The organism is Staphylococcus sp. HMSC056G08, assembly GCF_001812305.1.
Classification (GTDB): Bacteria; Bacillota; Bacilli; order Staphylococcales; family Staphylococcaceae; genus Staphylococcus; species Staphylococcus simulans.
This window is the reverse complement of the sequence record NZ_KV808491.1, coordinates 1-23,381: the sequence shown is the minus strand read 5'-3', so window position 1 is coordinate 23,381 and position 23,381 is coordinate 1. Positions and strand designations below refer to the sequence as shown.

The following is a 23,381-nucleotide window of genomic DNA, read 5'->3' as shown; positions in this document are numbered from 1 at the left end:
AAATAAATAATGCGAGGAGGTATCGTGATGTTTTTATGCTCACGTCAAATTGACATTAATACAAGATTTGGCTTACCCCGTATCTTTTTTATTGCTGTTGTCACAACTATTATCACATTTTTAATCAGCTATGAAGTATTGATATTTTTATCCAATAAAGAGATCACAGACCGGTACTTTTTCGTGTTTCTAATAGCGGTGTTATTACTTTATCCAATTCATAAACTCATTCATTTAATTGTTTTAGCACCCTACTACAAACACTTTAAAAAGAAACGTCTTACTAAGCGACCATGGATACCTTTATATAACTTATATGTCAGTACGCCAGTGAATAAATATTTATTCTGCTTATGCTTAATTGTACCAGTTATCGTGATTACTGCAGCAAGTATTTATATGGCAACATTAATGCCGCAGTACGGTCATTATTTCATGTTCCTACTGTCACTAAACGCTGGTTTCTCAGTGATGGACTTTATGTATTTAAAATTAATCTTATTCTCAAATGAAGGCAGATATATTGAAGAACATTGCACAGGTTTTAATATCTTAAATAAATATGATATGCCGTTAGACACACATTTTAATTAATGATACAAGCAGCACCTTGAACATGTTATTTTATGTTTAAGGTGCTTTTATTTATGTCATTTTTAATACTTTAGTCTGAAGACAACAGTAATGAATTTGTATCAGATTCATATTATGGTATATTAACATTGTTATATTTTGAAAAAGGAGACTGCGTTATGAAATCATTAAAAAAAGTTATGATTCCAATTACAGCGAGTGCTGTGCTATTAAGTGCATGCGGGAATCATGCCACAGATTCTAAAGAAAACGTCTTAATATCTTCTAAAGCTGGAGATGTTAAAGTAGAAGATGTCATGAAAAAAATCGGTAAAGAACAAATCGCTAATAGTTCTTTTGAAATTTTGTTAGGTAAATTACTAGAGAAAAAATATGCTGACAAAGTTGATGATAAAGAAATTGATAAACAAATCAAAGATGAGCAAAAACAATATGGCGGTAAAGACCAATTTGAAAGTGCTCTAAAACAACAAGGTATGACACTTAAAGACTATAAGGAACAAAAGAAATTGCAAGCTTACCAAAAACAAATGTTAATGGATAAAGTTAAAGTTTCTGATAAAGAGCTTAAAGAAGACACTAAAAAAGCTTCTCATATCTTAATCAAAGTGAAATCTGATGATAAAGATAAAGAAGGTTTAAGTGATAAAGAAGCGAAAGCTAAAGCAGAGAAAATCCAAAAAGAAGTGAAGAAAAATCCTGATAAATTCGGAGAAATCGCTAAAAAAGAATCTATGGATGAAGCAAGTGCTAAAAAAGACGGCAGCTTAGATTATGTTATTAAAGGCCAAATGGTAAAACCATTTGATAAAGCACTATTCAAATTGAAAGATGGCGAAATCTCAGATGTCGTTAAATCAGATTATGGTTATCATATCATCAAAGCAGATCAACCAACTGATTTCTCATCAGAAAAAGATAAGTTGAAATCACAAATCATCCAAAATAAAGTTCAAAAAGATCCTAAGATTTTAGTAGAGGCTTACAAAGACTTACTAAAAGAATTTAACGTTGATTTCAAAGATAGAGATATTAAAAAAGCAGTCGAAGACTCTATCTTGAACCCTGACAAACTTAAACAACAGTCTCAAGGTGGCGAAGGTATGCAAACGCCTTAATAAGTCTTAAAGCTAAAATAAAGCTGAATTCCACTCGGAATTCAGCTTTTTATTGTTAAGAGATAGATTAATCTAAACTCTCTGGATTATAAAATTGTCTGTTTTCCATTGCAAATAAACGTTCAGTGAACTGCCCTTTTCTTGCTTTCTTGAAAGCTTTCTCAAACATATTCATTCTAGCATCGATATTATCGATGTACGTTAGAATTTCTGCTTCTTTCAGCATCGGTAATTTAGGTGAACCATATTCTAGTTTACCATGATGTGATAAAATCATATGTTTTAGCAACATCACTTCTTCACCTTCAATACCTAACTCTTCTGCAGCTTTTGTCACTTCTTCACTTGCGATAGAGATATGGCCTAATAAGTTACCTTCAACCGTATATGACGTTGCAACCGGTCCGCTTAACTCTTTAACTTTACCGATATCATGTAAAATCACGCCACTATATAACAAACTTTTATTTAACATCGGATAGATATCGCATAAACTTTTAGCTATCTTCAGCATCGTTAAAACATGATAACTTAAACCGCTCGCAAAGTTATGATGAAAGGAACTTGCAGCTGGAAAGACATAAAACGTGTCATGATGTTTTTTCAACATATGCCTTGTTAGACGTTGAAGTTTACTATTCTCAATTTCCAATAAAAAGTAATCAATTTGTTCTTTGATTTGATCTGGGGTTAACGGCGCACCATCAATGAAGTCTTTAGCTGATAATCCATCAGCAGGTTCTGCTAATTTAAACTGATTTACTTTCATTTGTTTACGGCCACGATAATTAATCACATCGCCTTTAGCATGAATGATTGTTTCTGGTTTTAGGACTTCCATATCTTGCTTTGTTACTGTCCATACTTTAGCTTCAATTTCACCACTTTTATCTTGTAAATACAAAGTCATATAGTCTTTGCCTTGCGCAGTAACACCCTGAGCAGCTCGATGGATTAAGAAAAAATGATCTACCGAATCTCCAGGTTGAAGCTTTTCTACATTTCTCATTTTTTGCCTCCTTCTTCTAGTTTTTCTAAAATAACTGTTTGTTTAGCAGGAATATTATTATCTTTTGAACATGTAAAGTATAAAATTTGATATTCTGCTGATAAAGATTTCAAGTAGTCTATCATAGCACCTTTACGATGCTTGTCAAAATGAACGAAGGCATCATCGATAATGATTGGCATTGAATAATAAGGTTTCAAAATTTTGATTAAACTTAAACGCAAGGCAATGTATAACGCTTCTTTCGTTGATTGACTGATTTCATTTGGCTGATACATTTGACCATTACGATGTTTAACTCTGACATCCTCATTTTCATATGTGACTTGCGTATAATTATCATGCGTCAATTGTTTAAAGATTTCAGTAGCTTCATCAATGACTTGTGGTAAACGCTTATCTTTAATTTGTTTGATATGTGCATCTACTAACGCTTGTAAATAGCTGAGGCTTGCCCAATCTTTCGCATTTTCATTCATTTGGTTTCTAAGCATATAGTAACGATGACGTAATTGCGTTAATGTATCATCAGTTTCCATATGTTTGATTTGTGCAGTTAAATCGCTGACCTCTGATTGTAACGTAAGATACTTATCATTATATTCATCAACTTGTGAAGCTAATCTGTTATTTTCTTCTTCTAACTGTACTTTTGTTTTATCACTTAAATCAGATGCTTCATCGTACATCATATTTTGATTTTCTAAATATTTATTAAGATCTTGATATCTACTGTGATTATCTTTGTAAGTCACATAACGATGATGGTAACGATAATACGCTTCCTCATCCCCAACTTTCACAAAATCAAATAAGCTGTTAATAGATTGGTTATGTTCATCTAAACGCTCATTCAACTGTTTCAGTTCATTAGTTAAAAGTTGGATGTCTTCATCATTGCGATTCCATCTTGTTTGATTTTCTTCTGCTTGTTTCAACCAACGATTTGTATCATGGAAGAGTGCAGCTGATTTAAAATCACTGATTTGATTTTTTGTCACTGCTTGCGCATGATCATAGAACGCATCAACTTCTGATTTCAATGCAGAATGTTGTTCTTGTAATTCAGAAACACATTGTTTTAACGATTGAATACGTTCGATTGTTTTAATACCGTCAATCAATAAATCATCTGACATTTTTTCTGAAACATGTAAATCAGCTTTGACTTCCTGAATATTTTGGTCAAAACGTTCATGATTTTGTTGTGCTTCTGCTAACTTATCTTCAGTCAACTCAATTTTAGAATTCAAAATACCGATAGATTTATCTACACTATGATGTTGATTTCTCAAGCGAGCTTGATCATCTAAATCAAAGTCTAAGTCATATTTATCTTCGAGTGCTGCATTCTCTTGTTCTAATTGTGAAATTTCATTAGAGAATGTTTCACTATGACCGATTTCTGATGACTTGAATAAAATCGCACCTACTACAAAGCCTACCGCAGCAACAGCGAAGATAATCGCAAATAAAAGTGCTTGCGTCGCAAATGAGAAGACTGCTAAGCCAGCACTGACAATTGCTAATACAATAAAGATAATTCTTGTTGTTTTTTGTTTACGATTTCGTTCAGCCTGTTCTGAATCAAAAGCTTCTTTCATTTTTTGATAAAGATTTTTCTTTTCATTTAACTCAATGGACTTTTGATTATATTCTTTTTTCTTCTCAAATACTTCATCAGAAACGAGTGCATCTTCAACTTGTTGCTTTTCTTCTTCGTTGTTTGCTTGTTCTATTTGTTGTTCTTCTAAAGTACGTTCTAATTGAGTCATGTATGAGGCTTGATCTTGTTTCTTCGCAATTTGCTTGCTGACGAAGCTTTTCATACTTTCAGAAGTATCTATATTATCGTGATCTTCTTGCCAACCAATATTAGATTTAAGACCTTCGATTTCTTTTGATTTATCTTCAATCTCTTTATTCAGAGCTTGTAGTTGTGTTTCTTTTTGTTTAATGTCATTTTCTTGTTTAGCGATATTATTTAACGCATCGATATCAGATTGTTTCGGGACATCAATTTGTTCATTTTCTTGTTGTAACTGCGTTAATTTTTCTTGGCGTAGGCTGATATCTTTCTTCAACTGATCTCTACGTGCTTTAGATGCTTCATATCGCTCAATCCCTTGTTCTGGGAAGTCTAGCGGTTCGATGTTCAATTCATGCTCTAGTGCTTTCCATTCTTGCGCTTGATCTAATAATGCTAATTCTTTTTGTTTCGCTTCATGCATCTTAGATAATTGCATCAAGTTTTGTTGAAGATGATCTAAACGACGTTCAGCTTTATCTCTTTCATCAATCAGACTATGATAAGATTCCAATTCGCTTTCATGTGCTCTGATTTGGTTTTGTAAATCGTTTAATTGCTCTAATTGCTGATTAATGACAGGATTCTTCCCTGAACGTTTATATAACGCTGCTTTTTGTGCTTCTAATTGTTCTCTCATGGTTGTAAATTGCGTGGATCCTAAAGCACCTGCTTGCAACAAGTATTCTTGAAGTTGTTTCTCATCCATATTGCGATTGATATTTTGTAAACCTAAAACATCGAAAGAATAAATGCCTTTATATGTATTCTTGTCGATATAATTTAATTTATTTTGCAGCCATTCTTCATCACGGATACCGCCATTTTCAAGATAGACTTTAACATCACCTTGCGCTGCACCTTTCACACGTTCAACTTGGATTTCTTGTCCATCATCTAACTTCAAATAAAGCTTGCCGCCATATTGGTTACCTAATCTCGGTTCAAAACGCGGTTCGTTTTCTCTTTTAGTCGGAAAGCCGAATAAAATTGAATGGATAAAAGCTTGGATTGTTGATTTACCCGCTTCATTCTCACCATATATTTGTGTTAATGACTTATTAAATTTAATTGTTCTTTCAACGAACTTACCATAACCATAAATATCTAATGCTAAAATCTTCATGATTGCTCACCTCTTAAACCTGACTTAAGCAATGCTTCTGCACGATTAATCAATTCTACCTTATCAAAGTCATCATAGTTATCTAAAAACTTAGTTGCTTTAGGATTTAGGTAAAGATCACTCATCGCATTTGTAAAAATTGCGTCATCAGCTTTCAATTCTTGAGAAAATTCATGCTCAAGTGGTCTTGTGTCATCATCTTTATAAGAAACAATTAAAGATTCAATAAACACAAAGTTATTTTCATTTTCTTCGTATTCTTTCAACATTGCTTCCACTTGCATTAAATCTTGAGAAGACACAGGCTCATCGCTATCAATCTCTAAATAAACTCTATAGATAGCTTTACCTTGTTTTCTGACTTGATTTTTAAATTTTTGTACCACATCATAAATGCCTTGCTTTGTTGTTTGTTTTGTTTCAATTTTAATTTCATCAAAACGAATAAAATGTGAAGGTACAAATTCAACATTTAATTTAAATTCATCCCCTTCTACAAGTAGAAAACCTTTATCTCCCATTTCATTGAAATGACGGCCTTGTATATTACCAGGATAGTACGTCGGTGGCATATCATTAATTTGTTGACGTTCATGAATATGGCCGAGTGCCCAGTAATGATAAAGTTTAGAGTTTAAATCTTCTAATCGAAATTCAGTATAACGGTGCTTCGTAGAGGATTTGCTATAGGTACCATGCAGTACACCAATATGCAGGCCTTTCTCTCCTTGGCTAGAAGGATACTCATCTAATTTGTTTTCGTAACTTGCATGATCTTGATAACTGAAACCATGTAATAAAATCTTTTCACCATTCTTTGTAATGGTTTGATACGTCTCAACATTTTTATCAAACACTGAAACATTTTCTGGCCAGTCTGTTACAACACTATCTGATAGCGGATCATGATTTCCATGACACATATACACAAATATCTGCTCTTTCTTTAAGCGTTCAAATTGTTCTTTTAAAAATACTTCAGCTCTTAACGTACGGTTATGGTCATCAAAGACATCACCGGCTATGACGATAAAATCAACTTCTTCTTGTAATGCGAAATTGACAAGTGTCTTAAAACTTTCATACGTACTCTTTTTCACATCTTCATAAATGTTTTCACTTAAATGGCTATGCGTTTTAAACGGGCTATCTAGGTGTAAATCTGCACAATGAATAAATTTCACCATATATAGTAAGCTCCTTTTTCATATAATCCAAATTCTATATAAATTATGTAAATTCAATTGATTTGTAATCAAAGTATCATCTTATTTTACCATAGTCGTCTGCTATGCGTCTAAAGAACACAGATAACAAAAACATGAAAAAACTGCCGGGTGAAGTCACCCGACAGTTAAAATGTCTAATTATTATTGTTCGCCTTCAGCGTAAACTTCATCTAAAGGTTTTACGATGATTTGGTTGATTTCTTGGAAAACTTGGCTCATTTGTTGTTCAGCTTGCATTAATTCAGCAATGTTTTCGTCTTTTTCAATTGCTTGTGCTTGCTCTTGAGCTTTTTGTAAGTCTTCTTCTTCGATTTGTTGTCCTTGCATTTGCATTTGTTGGAATTTCAATTGTGTTTCACGGAACTCATCGAATAACTTTTTAGATTCTTCGTTAGCTTTAACTTTGTCATAAGCATCTTTAATTGCTTGATACTCATTGCTTTCTCTTAAAGCCTCTTCTAATTTTTGTGCTTGTTCTTTTAAATCTACTGCCATTTCAAATTCACTCCTATAAGTTATTGTTTTACTACGTCGTCAATAAACATAACATAAATATATAACAGTGTCGAAACATTTACCCAATTTCTTATTAACTGCCACTAATCACATTCCCAACACGATTCATTTTAAACGAATAATGCAATAATACCTTGGAAACAACCAATAATTCCTCCGAGTAAGAATCCGAGCATCATGATTAATTTTAATTCCTTATTCGCAATTTCAATAATCAAACGTTCAATATAGTCTAAGTCGAATGAATTGATTTGTTCTTCAACAATCGCACTTAAATTGACTTGTTTCATAATTGATGAAATATGCTCCGCTGCTTTATTTACAATTAAATCGGTAATAAAGCTTGCTGCATGTGCTTGAGCATACTGTACTAAGCCAGGTGCTAATTCAGAAATTGGTTGGTTCGCTTTATGAGGGATATCGATATACGCCATCATAATTGGAGTCATTTTATCTTTGATATTTGTAAATTGCGCTTGTGATAAGACTTGATTCAAGTGTTTACCTTTTAATGTTTGGTATTCATTTCTAATCAACTGTGCTGCAATTTGACGTGCTTTCGGATGATTTGTTAAACGAATCAATTCCACTTGAATACGCTCAGCAATGCTCGCTCTTGTCATAAACATCTCAAGCAAGCCGACAATTTTACCTTTCTCCTCAAAGAAAGTATCTAACATATTATAGATATCTTGTTCCCCTTTTTGAGAAGACAAATAGATGCGTGCACGATCACACAGTAATGGTGTTAAACTTTCGACTTTCTCATCTATCTCCGCTTCCAATGCTTCAGGTATTAAAGTGCGCAATTCGGATTGACCATGTGCTTGATAGTATTGTTGCAACTTATCTTCAATCAGTTGCTGAACCTTTTGCTGCGCTGCTGTTTCAAAATCTATATCTAATGATTGCGCAAAGTTTTGCAAAGTTGCACGATCACTGCTTAGTTTATTGATTTGCTGTGAAATAAATCCTTCAATTGCTTGTCTTGCACTCGCTGAACTGATTTTTTCTTTAATCAGTGCTTCAGTAATTAAATGTTCTTCAATAACGCGACCAATTTTATTCGCGATTTCTTCTCTACGTTTAGGTACTAATCCAGGTGTAAATGGAATACGCCACTTTCCGATATGATAAGCTTTTTGCGGATGGAATAACATTTTAATCGCAATGATATTCGTAACACCGCCAATAATTGCGCCAATTACAATCATAAATAATATGACGAAAAATGCGTGCATAATTTTTTATCTCCTTTTCAATCACTCGTAGGTTTAATATTACAATATATCTCTTTACATTCACAATTCAGATGTTTCTAAAAGCAAAAAAAGATTGATGGAATAACGCCATCAATCTTTTAAGTAAAGTCATACATGGGATAAAAAGTGTATCAACCTCTATTAGAGATTCTGTTATCACTTATTTATCGTATTGAATTAAGCATGTACTAATTCATCTTTAGAGATTCTTCCGAAATATGTTTCAGCTTCTCTTAATTTAGAAGTACCAAATATAGGTTGTTTGTTTTGATTTAATACACGGTAGATTTCACTGACTTTATTACTTTGCAGGATAAATCCATTTTTAGAATCTAATGTATTCCAGTAGATATCACTTGTTGTGGCATGTTTAGGATATGCACAGTGATTTCTAGAAATTGTTTGGACGATTTCAAGGGGGTCACATCCAAAAGTACTATTTAAGACATCAGAGTCTCTGAATAAAGCGCAAATTGAAACACATGTAGTCCAATTTGGTAAAACGCGTTCTTTCTCAATTTGTACGAGTGTTTTCTTTGATAGTCCGATTGTTTGAGCCATCGTATCTTGAGTGTAGCCCGCTTCTATTCTCACCATCTTGAACTTAGTTTGAATTAAATCTGTAAAACTTTGTCTGTCCATTATTACTCTACCTTTCTATTGTGTAATCTTTCCGTACGCAAGAAATTGCAATAATACACAATTCTTGAAACACAAATTACATCTTAATACAAAATGCGAAAAATTAAAAGAGCGAATTTTGCTTTTATGACGTATTTTGATAAAGCCGAAATTGTCTAAATAATCAAACACGTCATAAGTTATATATTTGCCAATTCCTTACATTTTAACGGAATTGGTTACGCTTGATCTGGTGGTTTTATACCCTTATTCTATTATGGCGAAAATTCGCGATATTTCAAGTGATTTTTACATTTTAAGTTAATTTTACCTTAAAGTAGAAATATTCTTTTCACAGTTAAGTCATATTTTCACAAAATAAAAAAAAGACCGAGACGTTGCTAGAACATCTCAATCCCCTGTCATATACTATGAACTGATTGCTTTTCTATCTTCTTGCTTAGAAATCATAAACGCACATGCTGCATCCCCTGTAATATTTACAGCTGTACGTGTCATGTCTAAGAGTCGGTCAATACCAATAATAATACCAATTGCGGCAGGATTTAAATCAACAGCTGTAAGTACCATTGCTAACATAATTAACCCTACACCTGGCACCCCTGCTGTACCGATACTTGCAATGACCGCAATCACAATCACTGTTAAAATTTGTAAGATTGTTAGTTGCGCACCTGAAATTTGTGCGATAAAGACGGTTGCAACCCCCTGCATGATTGCCGTACCATCCATATTGATAGTTGCACCAAGCGGTTGTACAAACGACGCAATAGCTGGTCGTACCCCCATTTTCTTGGTACATTCCATTGAAACTGGCAGTGCCGCATTAGAACTTGAACCGCCGAAACCAATCGTAATCGCTGGAATAAATCCTTTAAAGAATTTGATTGGGCTGTCTTTAGCGATAAATTTGATTGTACCGCCATAAATTAAGAAGAAATGTAGAATTAAAGCAGCTAATACAACAATGAAGTATAAACCTAGTTGTTTGATTGCACCAAGTCCAGCTCCTGTAAATGCATGTGCTACTAAACAGAACGTTCCAATCGGCGCAAACACACGCATAATCATTGAAATAATATACATCAGTATCTCGTTAAATTGTTCAAAAAACTGTCGGACGACTAAAGCTTTATCACCTAATACCATCATCCCGATTCCAATAAAAATCGAGAACGTAATCACTTGCAACATATTACCTTGAGTCATCGATTCAATTGGATTTTTTGGAAACAGATTGATTAAAGTTTGATCAAAAGTTTGATTTGCCGGTGCTTCTGCCCCTTCACTTTGTTTATCTAACGTTTTTTGATATGAAGCTACCTCGGTACTTTTCATTAAGTCTGAATGGCCTGCACCTGGTTTTACCACTAATGCCAATACAATCGCAATTGTAATCGCAATCGCTGTCGTACATAAGAAAAACACTAGTGTTTTTAAGCCGATACCGCCTAATAATTTCGGATCACCGACACCAACTACCCCTAATACAATCGATACAAATACGACTGGTACTACGAGCATAAAGATTAAGTTTAGAAATATTTGACCTACTGTGTTAAAGAAATATTGGTCTCCCCCTTTTACTAAACTTGTGTCTGCATAAATGTCGCAAATGGATCCGATAATAATCCCTGCTACAAGTGCAATGACAATGTTCATTGTTAACTTTTTACTCTTCATATGTCTCATCCCCCTTTGTATAGTTCTATTATAGTCTAATTTTACATAAATAGTAAATATACATTTTATTGTGCTGTTTTTCACAAAATAAAAAAACGTATATGAAAGTTATTAGACTAACCTTTCAAATACGTTTAATGTTGAATTAGATAAGTTTATTTTCCATTGCATAAATAGCAGCTTGTGTACGGTCACTGACTTGTAATTTAGAGAAAATGTGACTGACATGTGTTTTAATCGTTTTTTCAGAGACATATAAAGCTTCAGCGATTTCGCGGTTCGTTTTACCTTTTGCCATTTCTTTTAAGACGTCTTTTTCACGATTAGAGAGTTTATTGACATGATGCGGTTTTTTCGCTACATCTTCCATCACTTTTTGTACTTCAGGGTGTATGATTTTTTCTCCTTGCAAAACTTTATGTATAGATGTAATTAGTTGCTCAGGCTCGACATCTTTCATTTCATATCCGTCTGCCCCTTTATTAATTGCTGAAATCACATGTTCATCATCCGCATAACTGGTTAACACTAATATTTTGATTTCAGGATAATGTGATTTAAGATATTCTGTCACTTCAATACCATTCATCTCAGGCATTACTAAATCAAGCAGTACAATATCAGGATGTTGTCCACTTTGTTCTAATTCAGCTATAAATGCCTTGCCGTTCGCAAAAGAACCTTGTACAGCTAAATCATCAATGGTTGAAATCAAAAATTCCAAACCTTGACGTACAATGTAATGATCATCTATCAAAACGACTTGATTCATGTTTTGTCTCCTTCTCTGTTTGAGTCAATGGTACACTTAAGCGTATTGTTGTCCCTTGTCCCAATTTAGAATTTATCTCCATTTTTCCTTGTATTTGTTTGATACGTTGACGCATATTATAAATACCATGGGAGGTTTGGTCATTCCAGTCAGGATTAAAACCAGCGCCCTTATCTGAGATTACCATATCAAACTTATTTTCATGTTGATGCAAGAGTACATGTGCATGATTCGTTTGTGCATGCTTTTTAATATTATTCATCGCTTCTTGCAATATACGATAACTATGCTCTTCAACACTGCTAGACAAGTCAATAAGGCCTTCTACTTCTATGTCTGGCTGAATGCCAATTAAATGACTGTATTGTTTCAATGCACTCACTAGACCATGTTCTAACCCGATTGGTTTTAGCTGCCAAATCAAAGCTCTCATTTCATTTACAGCCTGCTGACTTGTAGTCTCAATTGTTTCGAAAGCTTTTTTCGCTACAGGTTCTTCTGTCATACCATGTGCTGCATGTGCAGTCAGCTTCAATGAAAATAACATCTGATTGACAGAGTCATGTAAATCACGTGCCAGTCGGTTTCGTTCATTCAAACGTGCCGCTTCTTTCTCTTTATTCGTTAATTCAATACGCTTAATCGTAGAACCGATTTGAAATGCAACAGATTCTAATAGTTCTAAATCTTCTTCTGAATACTTTACTGTATCAGGAGAAGCTACATTTAATAAACCAAATCGTTCATTACCTGAACGTAGCGGAACTGTCGCATGATGTGTAATGCCTCCAGATTCATCAGCGTATTCTTGATTTGCGGCACTGATTCTTGAACAATGAATAATATTAGAGGCTTTCATCAACTTTTCACTGTGATAAGCTTGTACACACCAACAAGTGCCTTCTCGCATACTTTGGCAATCATGTTTCGTTAAAGAACGTGGTAATTGGTAATCAGCTGCCATTTCATGTTCTCCGGCTTCATTGATGAAGAAAATCCAGCCTGTTGTAAATGCACTGCCTTCAATGAGCAGCTTTAATGCGCCATGCATCATAGTATAAATTTCTGTTTCTTCATTCAGATATTCTGCAATTTCTTTTAATAATGCCAAACGTGTCGGTTTAACCACAGTGTTCACCTCTCTTATCTATAATCTATTTTTATTATACCGATTCAATCTCTATAACGATAGCATTCCACTTGCACACGCAACTATCACAACGCAGAATATGTTATGATATTAAGTAATAATCGAGGAGGAAGTTATGGAATTTAAAGTACCTGAACAATATAACGGCTATACATTAAGAGAAATTTTCCAAGATGTGAAATTACCGAAGAAAGAACTGCATCAATTAAATATGTCAAAAGCCATTACCATTAATCAAGAACCTGCACAGCTTTCAGCAAAAGTGCAACAAGGAGATCAAGTGTTTGTCCCGACTCCAGATGAAACAAGTAATTATTTACCAAGTTATCGTTACGCAGATGTCTATTATGAAGACGCAGACATTGCGATAATCAAAAAGCCTAAAGGGGTAAAAACACATCCTAACGACTTAAAAGAAAGCAATACATTGATGAATCATGTCATATATACACTTGATAGTGATTATGCAGAACCTATTCATCGCCTAGACCAAGAAACAGTCGGTTTACTGATTGTGGCGAAAAATCCATTGATGAAAAAATTACTAGATCGCATGTTAGAGGAAAATCAAATATCACGAATTTATAAAGCAGTAGTTAGAAGCTTACTACCGCTTAAACCGCAAACTATCGATAAACCTATCGGTAAAGACAAGTTCCATCCTAACCGCAGACGTGTTTCACCGACGGGTCAACAAGCCATCACTCATATCTTAGATGCACGTATGTTAAAAGAAAATGAATGTGAACTGGATATTAAATTGGACACAGGACGTACACATCAAATCCGTGTACATTTAGCCGCAATCGGCCATCCAGTTATCGGAGATCCTTTATATGGTGATTCTAAATTACGTCAATTACGTTTACACAGTCATAAAATTGAATTTGTACATCCGTTAACGAAAGAAAAGATTTCTGTTTCATTGGATGACAAAAAATAATGGAGAAGGCAAATGCCCTCTCCATTTTTGTTTACTTAATTTTAATTTATCTTTTGATAATTGATTATTCTTTTGGTTCAACCATGTTTTCTGGTTTGATCCACTCATCAAATTGTTCTTCTGTTAAATAGCCAGAATCAATAGCTGATTGTTTTAGTGTAATACCTTGTTTGTGTGCGTTTTTCGCAATTTTAGCTGCTTTTTCATAACCGATATGTGGGTTTAAAGCAGTTACTAACATTAATGAACGGTTTAGATACTGATCGATATTTTCTTCGATTGGTTCAATACCTTGCGCACAGTTTTCATCAAATGTACGCATACCGTCTGCGAGTAAATAGATAGATTGTAATGTGTTGTCCATGATTACTGGTTTGAATACGTTTAGTTCAAAGTTACCTTGAGAAGCGGCAATGCCAACTACTGTATCGTTACCCATTACTTGTACAGAAACCATTGTTAACATTTCACATTGTGTCGGGTTAACTTTACCAGGCATGATTGAAGAACCTGGTTCGTTCTCAGGAATGCTGATTTCAGCTAATCCAGCTCTTGGACCAGATGCTAACCAACGAATGTCATTTGCGATTTTCATTAAATCAGCTGCTAAAGCTTTTAATGAACCATGCAATTGAACCACTTCATCATGTACTGTTAATGCATGGAATTTATTTTCAGAAGATACAAATGGATAGCCTGTATTTTCTTTAATATTCGCAGCAACCATATCACCGAATTTAGGGTGTGCGTTAATACCTGTACCTACTGCAGTACCGCCGATTGCTAAACTTAATAAATGCGCTTTAGATTCACCTAATAATTGGTCGCATTTATCAAGCATATAACGCCAACCACTGATTTCTTGACCTAAGCGAATTGGTGTCGCATCTTGTAAATGTGTACGACCAATTTTGATAATGTCATGGAAATCTTTTTCTTTTTTCGCAAATGTATCACGTAATTGTTTTAATGCTGGTTCTAGGTTTGCTTCAATTTCATGATATAACGCAACATGCATTGCAGTTGGGAAAGTATCATTAGAACTTTGTGATTTATTCACGTCATCATTTGGATGTACTGTTTCTTCACTGCCATGTTTTTTCAAGCAATCGTTAGCTACATAGCTGACTACTTCGTTGACGTTCATATTACTTTGCGTTCCGCTTCCTGTTTGCCATACAACAAGTGGGAAGTGTTCATCGAGTTCCCCTTTAATTACACGATCGCACGCAAAGACAATTGCGTCTTTTTTCGCTTCACTTAATTTACCTAATTCAAAGTTAGCTAATGCTGCTGCACGTTTTAATTGTGCAAAGCCGTATACCACTTCAATCGGCATACGCTCTTTACCTACTGGGAAATTACGTTTACTTCTTTCAGTTTGTGCACCCCAGAACTTATCACCAGGTACTTCAATTTCTCCGAATGTATCATGTTCAATTCTTACTGACATTTGACTTGTCTCCCCTTTATGATTGGTATTTATCATAAGTATAGCATTAAATGTTTTTAAATTAAATCTCTATATAGTTAACGCTTTCATGTCTGACTATGACTTAAAAACATATTAAAAAAAGAGCCTAGTGAGCTAGACTCCTTATATATACATATTATTTAGTTTCAACACTTTTAAAGTGAAGTTTAACAGCTTTAATAACCGCAACAGCAGTTAAAATATATAAAATAATACTGATTACTAATAAAATAGGACTGATGTTAATCAATGTTCCTAAAAATCCCGTTAAACTGTTATAAAAATCACCTAAAGGCTTAAATAAAATAAATGTAATCGCAATACAACAAATCACACTGATAATGACACCTTTTTGGTTACTCTTGATAAACATTTGCGGATCTCGTTGACTTACTAATCCTTCAGATAAATTCATTTGTAGTTTGACTACACGAAAGAGTACTGGTAAATATAGTGCGCCTAACGCAATTGGAAAACCTTTGATAGATAACAATCCAAAAATTACAGTAGCTAACATTAAGAGTTTCCAATGTTTATGTAGATTTTGCATGGAAATGTTCCTTTCTGAAATTACTCATTCAACAAAATAATAAAGGAAATACACTCTGAATACAAATTAAAATCCGAGTTATGTTTCAATTCATCAACATAACTCGGATTTATTGATAATGCATTATTCAGCTTAAGCGAAGCGTTCAGTGAAGTACTGACGCACATCCTCTGGTAAACCAGCTGCTGCTGCTTCATCTAAAATAACATTCACCATACGGTGTGCTTTTAAATCAGATGGTACATAGCTTGAGTTGCCGTTTTCGTTATATAATTTGTTCACTAAGTCAGCTTTTTCAGCACCAGTGACAACTAAAATAACTTCACGAGCAGGCATTACACCTGATTTTACCGCAACATCTAGATTGCCTTTATCATTAATAGTTAAAACTTGTAATGTGAATTTAGCTTTATTTTCTTTAGACTTAATGTTTTCTTCGATAAAATCAACGACACCATCGTTATATGATAATTCATAAACTTGTGAATCTGGTACACCAAGTGTTTGGTAGTATGATTTGTTGTCATCATAATCTAAAATGTTGATTTGACTGAAATCAACTGGGTGACGCAACACGTTTTGTTTTAAGTCTTCTAAAACAGGCGCGTTGTCATCTGCTAGATGCACACCCATGATTGTTGTCGGATTATTATTAAATGTCTTTCTGATAATATCTGCAGAATAGCGTGCAGCTTTATCTGCAGTTGGAAAAACCTTAAAGTTCATTGCCATAATGTACACTCCTCTAATTGTTATCAGTTCGTATATCACTTCGATTGCTACATTATTTACCCTGTTCTTAAAAGAAGTAAACGCAATAGATACACGTAATAGTTAATTCTATTATACCTGTTTCATTAATTGATTTCACTCAAACCCAAATATCCATTAATGTAAATGTGGATAATTCTGTTGTCTCAATGCTTCATAGACTAAGATTGCGGCTGTATTAGATAGGTTTAATGAACGAATATGATCGTTCATCGGAATTCTTAATGCTGTTTCAGCATATTTTTCTTTTACCCAATCTGGTAACCCTGTCGTTTCACGCCCAAATACAAAATAATGATCTTCATCAGAATTTGAATAATCAAAATCAGTAAAGGTCGTTTGACCGAATTTAGTGATGAGATAATAATGTCCATCAGTTTTCTCAAAAAACTCTTCAATACTTTCATAATAAGTAATATTCACATGCACCCAGTAATCTAGGCCGGCACGTTTCAGCATTTTATCATCTGTACTGAACCCTAGGGGTTTAATTAGATGTAAATGTGCATCTGTACCTGCACATGTTCTAGCTATGTTCCCTGTATTTGCAGGAATTTGGGGTTGATATAATACGACATGGTTTGTCATGTTACTTAATTCCTCTTTTCTAATCCTTTTAACATTTCTTCTTGTACTTCATCTAATTCATCGGCGAGATGTGCTTCGATAAAATCACGTTCATCCTCACCTGCAATTTGGCCAATTGCCCAGTAAGCAGTTGCCCGAATCATCGGTCTTGGATCATTTAACGCTACTTCTTTTAGTTCTGGCAATGCAGCTGTTTCATTAAAGTGTGCTAATGCGATAATCGCATTACGTTGAATTGGTTTCTTACCTCTCCAAGCACCTGCTAAATGTCCATACGTATTCTTAAATTCTTTATTACTCATTTGTAGTAAAGGAATTAAACGTGGTTTTAATATTTCAGGTTCTAAAACGATATCATCGTGTTCTGTGTTAATCCCCCTATTTTTAGGACACACTTGCTGACACGTATCGCAACCATATAATCGATTGCCGATTTTATAGCGATATTCATCTGGTAAATAACCTTTTGTTTGGGTCAGGAATGAAATACATTTCTGACTGTTTAATTGTCCGTTCCCAACTAATGCACCAGTTGGACAACGGTCAACACAAATCGTACAGTCTCCACAACTGTCGAGCAATGGGTCGTCTGGCTCAAATGGAATACTGACTAACATTTCACCTAAATAGGTCCATGTCCCTAAGTCAGGATTGATAACAAAGCCATTTCTTCCTGTAAAACCTAATCCGGCACGTTCAGCCACAGCACGATCTGATAATACACCTGTATCTACCATAGATAACATTTCTACATCAGGTACGCGTGACTTGATATACTCACCTAATTTATCCAAGCGTTTTCGCATGATTGTATGATAATCCTGTCCCCATGAAGCACGCGCAAACATCCCTCTACGATCGCCTCGAACACTTTTCGGTACACCCTTCAATTTGTTTGGGTAACCTACTGCGATAGCAATAATGGATCTTGCAGTCGGCATAGACAACTTAGGATTCACTCTTAATTCAATATCTGATTCCTCAAAACCAGATGCATATCCTTTGGCATGATAGTCCACTAACTTTTGTTTAAGCTCATCAAATGGATCAGCAGTTGTAAAACCGATACTGTCTATCCCGATTTGATGGGCATATTCAATAATATCTTTTTTTAATTGTTTATTATCCACCATAATGCCTCCATATCCATGATCCATTTTGTATTTTAACACACAATACATAGATACAAGTTAAATTTTCTTCAAAAATTAAAGCTGATACCTTTCTGTAGATATCAGCTTGTTGATAATTATTAATAAATTTTTGTGCCGACGGGTTGTCCATCAAAATACTGTCTCATAATATTCTCTTCATAACCTGGCGCAATCACGATTTCTTTAACGCCTGCACTAAGTGCTTTCGATGCGTCTTTCAACTTTGGAATCATATCATCACTAATCATCTTAGAGTTGATTAATTTGTCTAATTCAGAAAGTTGAATATCAGAAATAACCTCACCTTGATTTTGTACACCTGGTATATCACTTAAAATGATTAAAGGTGATTGTAATGTTGCGGCAATTTTATAAGCAAGTGTTTCTGCATTAATACTATAAAATTGATTATGATAGCGACCGATAGAAGCAACGACTGGAATATAATTCGTGCAAAGTTGTTGAAACACTTCTCGATTGATATTTTCTGGTTCGGCTACGAAACCTAGTTCTTTAGAAATAGGACGACAATCAAATATTGGAAAATACGCCCCGTTAATGCCAATGAAATCTTGTGCAACTTTATTTGCTTCTTCCACTACGTCAACATTGACTTTGCATAATAAAGTATTGGCTATAATATTTAAGGTTGGAAGATTGATTTTCCTAATGCCATTGATATATTCCGCTTCAATACCATTTTCTTTTAATGCTTCATTTACCTTTGGATCGCCATCATGCACAATAATTGGATACAGTCCGTTACTTCTAAAATCAGCAATTTGTTTAAATGTCGTAGATGCTAATTGATTGATAATACTACCACTGATTTTTATAACAATGAATTTCATGAATCAATCACTTTTATCCCTTTCTCTAGTTGAATGACATATACCTATACATATCTTTTAAACTGGTTTAAAAAGTTAACGCCATATTCTATTTTGATTTTTGTTAATCAGTAAACATAATATCTTTATAATAGAGGTATAGAAATGTGTCTTTTACTGGATGATATGTTTTATAAAGTGATGCATATATTTAAGCATCACAGCAAGAAGATGATGAAATAACTATTTTAGTTTAAAAGGGTCATTGCTCTAAACAATAACGTTATATTCATCATCATGGCTGCTTGTTGTTCGTTATAATACACGTTTTAAAAATTGTTGAGTTCTTTCATTTTGCGGATTACCGAAAATTTGTGAAGGCGTACCTGCTTCAGCTACAATGCCATCTGCCATAAATACCACTTTGTCACTGACATCACGCGCAAACTGCATTTCGTGTGTTACCACAACCATAGTCATGCCTTCTTTCGCAAGTTCTTTCATAACTTGAAGCACATCTCCAACTACTTCTGGATCAAGTGCAGAAGTCGGTTCATCAAAGAGTAATACATCTGGATGCATTGCCAACGCTCTAGCAATCGCAACTCTTTGTTTCTGACCTCCTGATAATTGTGCTGGATAACTATTTCCTTTATCTGATAAACCTACTTTATCTAAAAGTTCTTGTGCTTCTTGTTTTAAACTTGTTGAATCTGTATGTTTTAGTAACTTCGGTGCTAACATGATATTCTCTAAGACGGTTTTATGCGGAAATAAATTGAAGTTTTGAAAAACCATGCCCATTTTTTGGCGTAATTCATTTACTTTCACATCTTTACCTAAAATATTAGTACCTTCAAAGTTAATTTCTCCGCCATCTGGTTGCTCTAAAAGATTAATACATCTTAATAAAGTACTTTTACCTCCACCAGATGGTCCTATAATCGCCACTACTTCTCCTGCGTTAATTTCTAGTTCAATGTCTTTTAAAACTTCATTACTGCCGAAGTTTTTCTTTAAATGTTTAATATTAATCACTGACTTTCATTCTCCCTTCAAAGAAGTTCATGACTCTTGATAATACAAAGGTCAATACAAAGTAAAGAATTGCTGCTACAAGTAATGGCGTAAATGGATCAAAAGATGCACCTTGGACAACTTGGGCATTAAACATAATCTCACTGACACCGATAACTGACACAATAGATGATTCTTTAATAACTGTCACAAACTCATTACCTAATGCTGGTAAAATATTTTTAATTGCTTGAGGTAAAATAATTGTTTTCATTGTTTGGCCATAGCTTAAACCTAAACTTCTGGCTGCTTCTGTTTGGCCTTTATCAACAGCGTTAATACCCGCTCTAATTATTTCTGCAATATATGCAGCACAGTTGATAACCATCGCAATCATACCGCAAATTAGCGCTGAGATATCCCAACCCAATACAGCAGTTGTACCGAAGAACACTAAGAATACTTGTACAAGTAATGGTGTACCTCTGATAAATTCAATGTATACAGAAGCTAACCATTTTAAAGGTTTTATTGAACTTAATTTCATTAAAGCGAAGAATGCGCCAAATAAAGCACCAAATACTACACCGACTATAGAAATTAAAATTGTATTTTTAATACCTGTTAAAAAGAATGAACCGTACTTAGTAAAGAAGTTTCCTTCTTCTTCCATAGATTGTGCTGCGATATCTTTATATTTCGGAATCAAGTTTTGATCTTTTACATCTTTAACTGATTTGTTTACTTGCGCTAGTAATACCGGCGCATTTTTAGGTATCGCAATTGAATTATCTTTATCAGGTTCATGGAATTTAACTTTCGCAAATCCTAATTCAGGATTTTGTTGTAAGTAAGCCTCTGCTACAGGTCTTTCAATAATTGCACCATCTACTTTGCCGCTTTTTAAAGACATGATTGCTTCTGGTAGACGTGTTAATGAGTGAACATCAGCATTTTCGATTTCTGTTTTTGCTAACTGCTCTTGAGTCGTTTGTTTTTGTGCTGCGATTCTTTTATTGTCAAAATCACGTAATGATTTATATTTATCGATCTCAGTTTTTTTAACAATGATGGATTGTCCAGACTTCATATAAAAATCTGAGAAGTCTACTTCTTTTTTACGTTCTGGTGTTGGTGTCATTCCAGAAATAATCATATCGATTTTTCCTGTTTTCAAAGCACCTAGTAAACTATCAAATGACATGTTTTCAATTTTTAGCTTTAGATGATTGTCTTCAGCAATTTTCTTAGCTAATTCAACGTCAATGCCGACATATTCTCGTTTTCCATTTTTCGAAGATTCGAATTCATATGGCGCATAGTCAGCAGATAGTCCTACTCTTAATTCCCCTCTTTGTTTAATCTTTTCCCATACGGGGTCTTGTGCCTCAGCATTTGCCTTTAAATTAAATAGCGGTAAAATGATGCCGAGTAAAAATACCGTACATATGAATACTTTAATTATGTTTAATGCTTTATGTTGTATCATAGCGATGTCCTCCTTAACTTATGGAATTATTATACATATAATTGTATCAATATGCAATAGGTATTTTTAAATTTTCTGAAAACTTGAGTTACTCATATAAAAAACTGCATAAAAATAGCCTTGTTCGGATTTGAACAAGGCCAAAGATTTATTGTTTAGGTATATCAAATTTATAAATTTCATTGTTATAACCTGGTAAAATTCTCTTACATACTTGATGGATAATAAAACCAGAAACAAATGGGATGATAAAGTAACCGAATGCTAATAATACAATATTTGTAAATGAATCGCCTTCCATTCGGTTAAACGCATTGATCGGGCCTACAAGTCCTGTATAGCCAAATCCTGCTGACATTGGTGTTCCTTGGATGCCGATAAAGTATGCTACAAGACCAGCAACTAAACCATTTAAAGCTAATGGTACTGCGATAATCAAATGTTTGAAATATACAGGAATCATCATTTTAGCTGCACCAATGATCAATACGATATTGACACCTGCTTTATTGACTGGCAACGAGCCCCAAATGAATGTTACACATGCTGCAACGATACCTAAGTTTGCTGCACCACTGCCTAAGCCTGATAACGAAATGGCAGTCGCAATCGCTACCAATGAAATTGGCGTAACCATTAACAAAGCATAAGTCATTGCGATTAAGATACTCATCAATAATGGATTTAATTCCGTAAATGAATGAATCATCGCACCTAATGCTTTAGTGATATGAGATACAAATGGTAAAATCATTAAACCGATAAAACCAGAAACGACAGGAATCACTACAGGTAAAATGATCATTTCAAGTGAACCTAATTTACCACTTAAAAGCAATACAAGCACACATGCAATCATCACAACGATAATGATATTGATAATATCCCCAATACCTTTTAAAGCTAAGCCTTTCGAAGTGAATTGTACTGCACCAGAACCTATCATTGCAGAAGTCCCCATCATGACAGCAGACGGACCGCTGAATTTAAATTGATGTGCCGCTAAGACACCTATAATAAACGCCATAAAAGATTGTATTGCTATAACGATTTGAAAAATTAATTCTAAATAATGATTTCCATTCATGAAAAACTTAAGGATTTCACCTAGTAATGCGTTCGGTAACAAAGCAACTACAACGCCTGCTCCTACCGCATTCAATATGCTACTAAAAAATACTTTTGTGTTTAACTCTGATTTAGCCATAAGATGTAAATTTATCCTCCGTTCTTTAACTATTGCTTTTATTCTATAATAATTCTATCAAAGCAACAATACGAAAAACGGAACAAAGGTAACATAAAGTTACATATGGATATCAAATCATATATTTAATAAGTATAGTTAATGCGCTTTCTATATAACTTTTTAAATTTTTGTATCAGATAATTAAAAACAACTTCACTTCTAGAATGGAATAAACAAGGTAATTCTTGAATATCTTAAAAGTCCAGACTATACATCAACAGATATTACTTTACGTCAATATAGTCATTGCTTTAAGGAAAAGTTTGAAACAGTCAATGTAAAGCCTTTAAATATAACCAGTTATTTATAATCAATAACTATGATCAAAATATCTATTAACAATACTATAAGTTTCCATAACGTGACCAAAATTATATGGCTCTCTGTCAAATAGGACTGGTGAGCAAA

At 34.1% G+C, this 23,381-nt stretch carries 21 protein-coding genes; 3 read left to right on the top strand and 18 right to left on the bottom strand.

Annotated features, from left to right (window positions below):
* The first annotated feature begins 27 nt into the window (after positions 1-27).
* The gene (locus HMPREF2846_RS08390) at positions 28-594 is read left to right on the top strand and encodes a DUF3267 domain-containing protein (protein WP_070626425.1); all 567 of its coding nucleotides are present in this window, start codon (positions 28-30) and stop codon (positions 592-594) included.
* Positions 595-752: 158 nt separating this feature from the next.
* Positions 753-1,712 (top strand): peptidylprolyl isomerase PrsA, encoded by a 960-nt coding sequence (locus HMPREF2846_RS08385; protein ID WP_002481283.1) that lies wholly within the window; start codon positions 753-755, stop codon positions 1,710-1,712.
* A gap of 67 nt (positions 1,713-1,779) precedes the next feature.
* Here the strand turns inward: HMPREF2846_RS08385 and yhaM are convergent, their stop codons facing one another.
* From yhaM to HMPREF2846_RS08340, 9 genes are all read right to left on the bottom strand, one after another.
* On the bottom strand, positions 1,780-2,721 hold the full coding sequence (yhaM, locus tag HMPREF2846_RS08380; RefSeq protein ID WP_023016255.1) for a 3'-5' exoribonuclease YhaM: 942 nt from the start codon (positions 2,719-2,721) through the stop codon (positions 1,780-1,782).
* Entirely contained in the window at positions 2,718-5,654 is a 2,937-nt protein-coding gene (locus HMPREF2846_RS08375) for an AAA family ATPase (RefSeq protein WP_070626424.1), read from the bottom strand. The genes yhaM and HMPREF2846_RS08375 overlap by 4 nt, the downstream gene beginning before the upstream one ends.
* A complete protein-coding gene (locus HMPREF2846_RS08370) occupies positions 5,651-6,841 on the bottom strand; it encodes a metallophosphoesterase family protein (RefSeq protein WP_002481286.1) in 1,191 nt (396 codons plus the stop codon). Before HMPREF2846_RS08370 ends, HMPREF2846_RS08375 begins: the two co-directional genes overlap by 4 nt.
* Before the next feature lie 183 nt (positions 6,842-7,024).
* Positions 7,025-7,378: a YlbF/YmcA family competence regulator gene (locus HMPREF2846_RS08365; RefSeq protein ID WP_002481287.1), complete on the bottom strand. Its 354-nt coding sequence runs from the start codon at positions 7,376-7,378 to the stop codon at positions 7,025-7,027.
* Between the two features lie 131 nt (positions 7,379-7,509).
* On the bottom strand, positions 7,510-8,640 hold the full coding sequence (locus HMPREF2846_RS08360) for a DUF445 domain-containing protein (RefSeq protein WP_070626423.1): 1,131 nt from the start codon (positions 8,638-8,640) through the stop codon (positions 7,510-7,512).
* Positions 8,641-8,838: 198 nt separating this feature from the next.
* Positions 8,839-9,303: an XRE family transcriptional regulator XdrA gene (locus HMPREF2846_RS08355; RefSeq protein ID WP_002481289.1), complete on the bottom strand. Its 465-nt coding sequence runs from the start codon at positions 9,301-9,303 to the stop codon at positions 8,839-8,841.
* Positions 9,304-9,711: 408 nt separating this feature from the next.
* The gene (locus tag HMPREF2846_RS08350) at positions 9,712-10,986 is read right to left on the bottom strand and encodes a dicarboxylate/amino acid:cation symporter (RefSeq protein ID WP_070626422.1); all 1,275 of its coding nucleotides are present in this window, start codon (positions 10,984-10,986) and stop codon (positions 9,712-9,714) included.
* Between the two features lie 145 nt (positions 10,987-11,131).
* Entirely contained in the window at positions 11,132-11,758 is a 627-nt protein-coding gene (locus HMPREF2846_RS08345) for a response regulator (protein ID WP_023016258.1), read from the bottom strand.
* On the bottom strand, positions 11,733-12,887 hold the full coding sequence (locus HMPREF2846_RS08340; protein ID WP_070626421.1) for a GAF domain-containing sensor histidine kinase: 1,155 nt from the start codon (positions 12,885-12,887) through the stop codon (positions 11,733-11,735). The genes HMPREF2846_RS08345 and HMPREF2846_RS08340 overlap by 26 nt, the downstream gene beginning before the upstream one ends.
* 136 nt (positions 12,888-13,023) lie before the next feature.
* Here HMPREF2846_RS08340 and HMPREF2846_RS08335 point away from each other — a divergent pair, with 136 nt between their 5' ends.
* Positions 13,024-13,851: an RluA family pseudouridine synthase gene (locus tag HMPREF2846_RS08335; protein WP_070626420.1), complete on the top strand. Its 828-nt coding sequence runs from the start codon at positions 13,024-13,026 to the stop codon at positions 13,849-13,851.
* A 64-nt stretch (positions 13,852-13,915) separates the two neighbouring features.
* Here the strand turns inward: HMPREF2846_RS08335 and fumC are convergent, their stop codons facing one another.
* The 9 genes from fumC to HMPREF2846_RS08290 form a co-directional block, all read right to left on the bottom strand.
* The gene (gene fumC, locus HMPREF2846_RS08330) at positions 13,916-15,304 is read right to left on the bottom strand and encodes a class II fumarate hydratase (protein WP_070626419.1); all 1,389 of its coding nucleotides are present in this window, start codon (positions 15,302-15,304) and stop codon (positions 13,916-13,918) included.
* A gap of 157 nt (positions 15,305-15,461) precedes the next feature.
* Positions 15,462-15,875, bottom strand: coding sequence for a hypothetical protein (locus HMPREF2846_RS08325; RefSeq protein WP_002481295.1), 414 nt, complete (start codon positions 15,873-15,875; stop codon positions 15,462-15,464).
* Positions 15,876-16,007: 132 nt separating this feature from the next.
* Complete coding sequence (locus HMPREF2846_RS08320) at positions 16,008-16,607, bottom strand: 6-phosphogluconolactonase (RefSeq protein WP_002481296.1); 600 nt, start codon at positions 16,605-16,607, stop codon at positions 16,008-16,010.
* Positions 16,608-16,763: 156 nt separating this feature from the next.
* Positions 16,764-17,234 carry a tRNA (uridine(34)/cytosine(34)/5-carboxymethylaminomethyluridine(34)-2'-O)-methyltransferase TrmL gene (gene trmL / locus HMPREF2846_RS08315; protein WP_002481297.1) on the bottom strand — a complete coding sequence of 157 codons (471 nt, stop codon included), beginning with the start codon at positions 17,232-17,234 and terminating at the stop codon, positions 16,764-16,766.
* Positions 17,235-17,239: 5 nt separating this feature from the next.
* Positions 17,240-18,364, bottom strand: a complete 1,125-nt coding sequence (queG, locus tag HMPREF2846_RS08310) for a tRNA epoxyqueuosine(34) reductase QueG (RefSeq protein WP_070626418.1) — start codon at positions 18,362-18,364, stop codon at positions 17,240-17,242.
* 122 nt (positions 18,365-18,486) lie between these two features.
* Positions 18,487-19,239: an acetylglutamate kinase gene (gene argB / locus HMPREF2846_RS08305; RefSeq protein WP_070626417.1), complete on the bottom strand. Its 753-nt coding sequence runs from the start codon at positions 19,237-19,239 to the stop codon at positions 18,487-18,489.
* Positions 19,240-19,533: 294 nt separating this feature from the next.
* A complete protein-coding gene (locus HMPREF2846_RS08300) occupies positions 19,534-20,256 on the bottom strand; it encodes an amino acid ABC transporter ATP-binding protein (RefSeq protein WP_002481300.1) in 723 nt (240 codons plus the stop codon).
* Complete coding sequence (locus tag HMPREF2846_RS08295) at positions 20,249-21,724, bottom strand: ABC transporter substrate-binding protein/permease (RefSeq protein ID WP_002481301.1); 1,476 nt, start codon at positions 21,722-21,724, stop codon at positions 20,249-20,251. The genes HMPREF2846_RS08300 and HMPREF2846_RS08295 overlap by 8 nt, the downstream gene beginning before the upstream one ends.
* Before the next feature lie 148 nt (positions 21,725-21,872).
* Positions 21,873-22,931: a PTS sugar transporter subunit IIC gene (locus tag HMPREF2846_RS08290; RefSeq protein ID WP_070626416.1), complete on the bottom strand. Its 1,059-nt coding sequence runs from the start codon at positions 22,929-22,931 to the stop codon at positions 21,873-21,875.
* Positions 22,932-23,381: the final 450 nt, after the last annotated feature.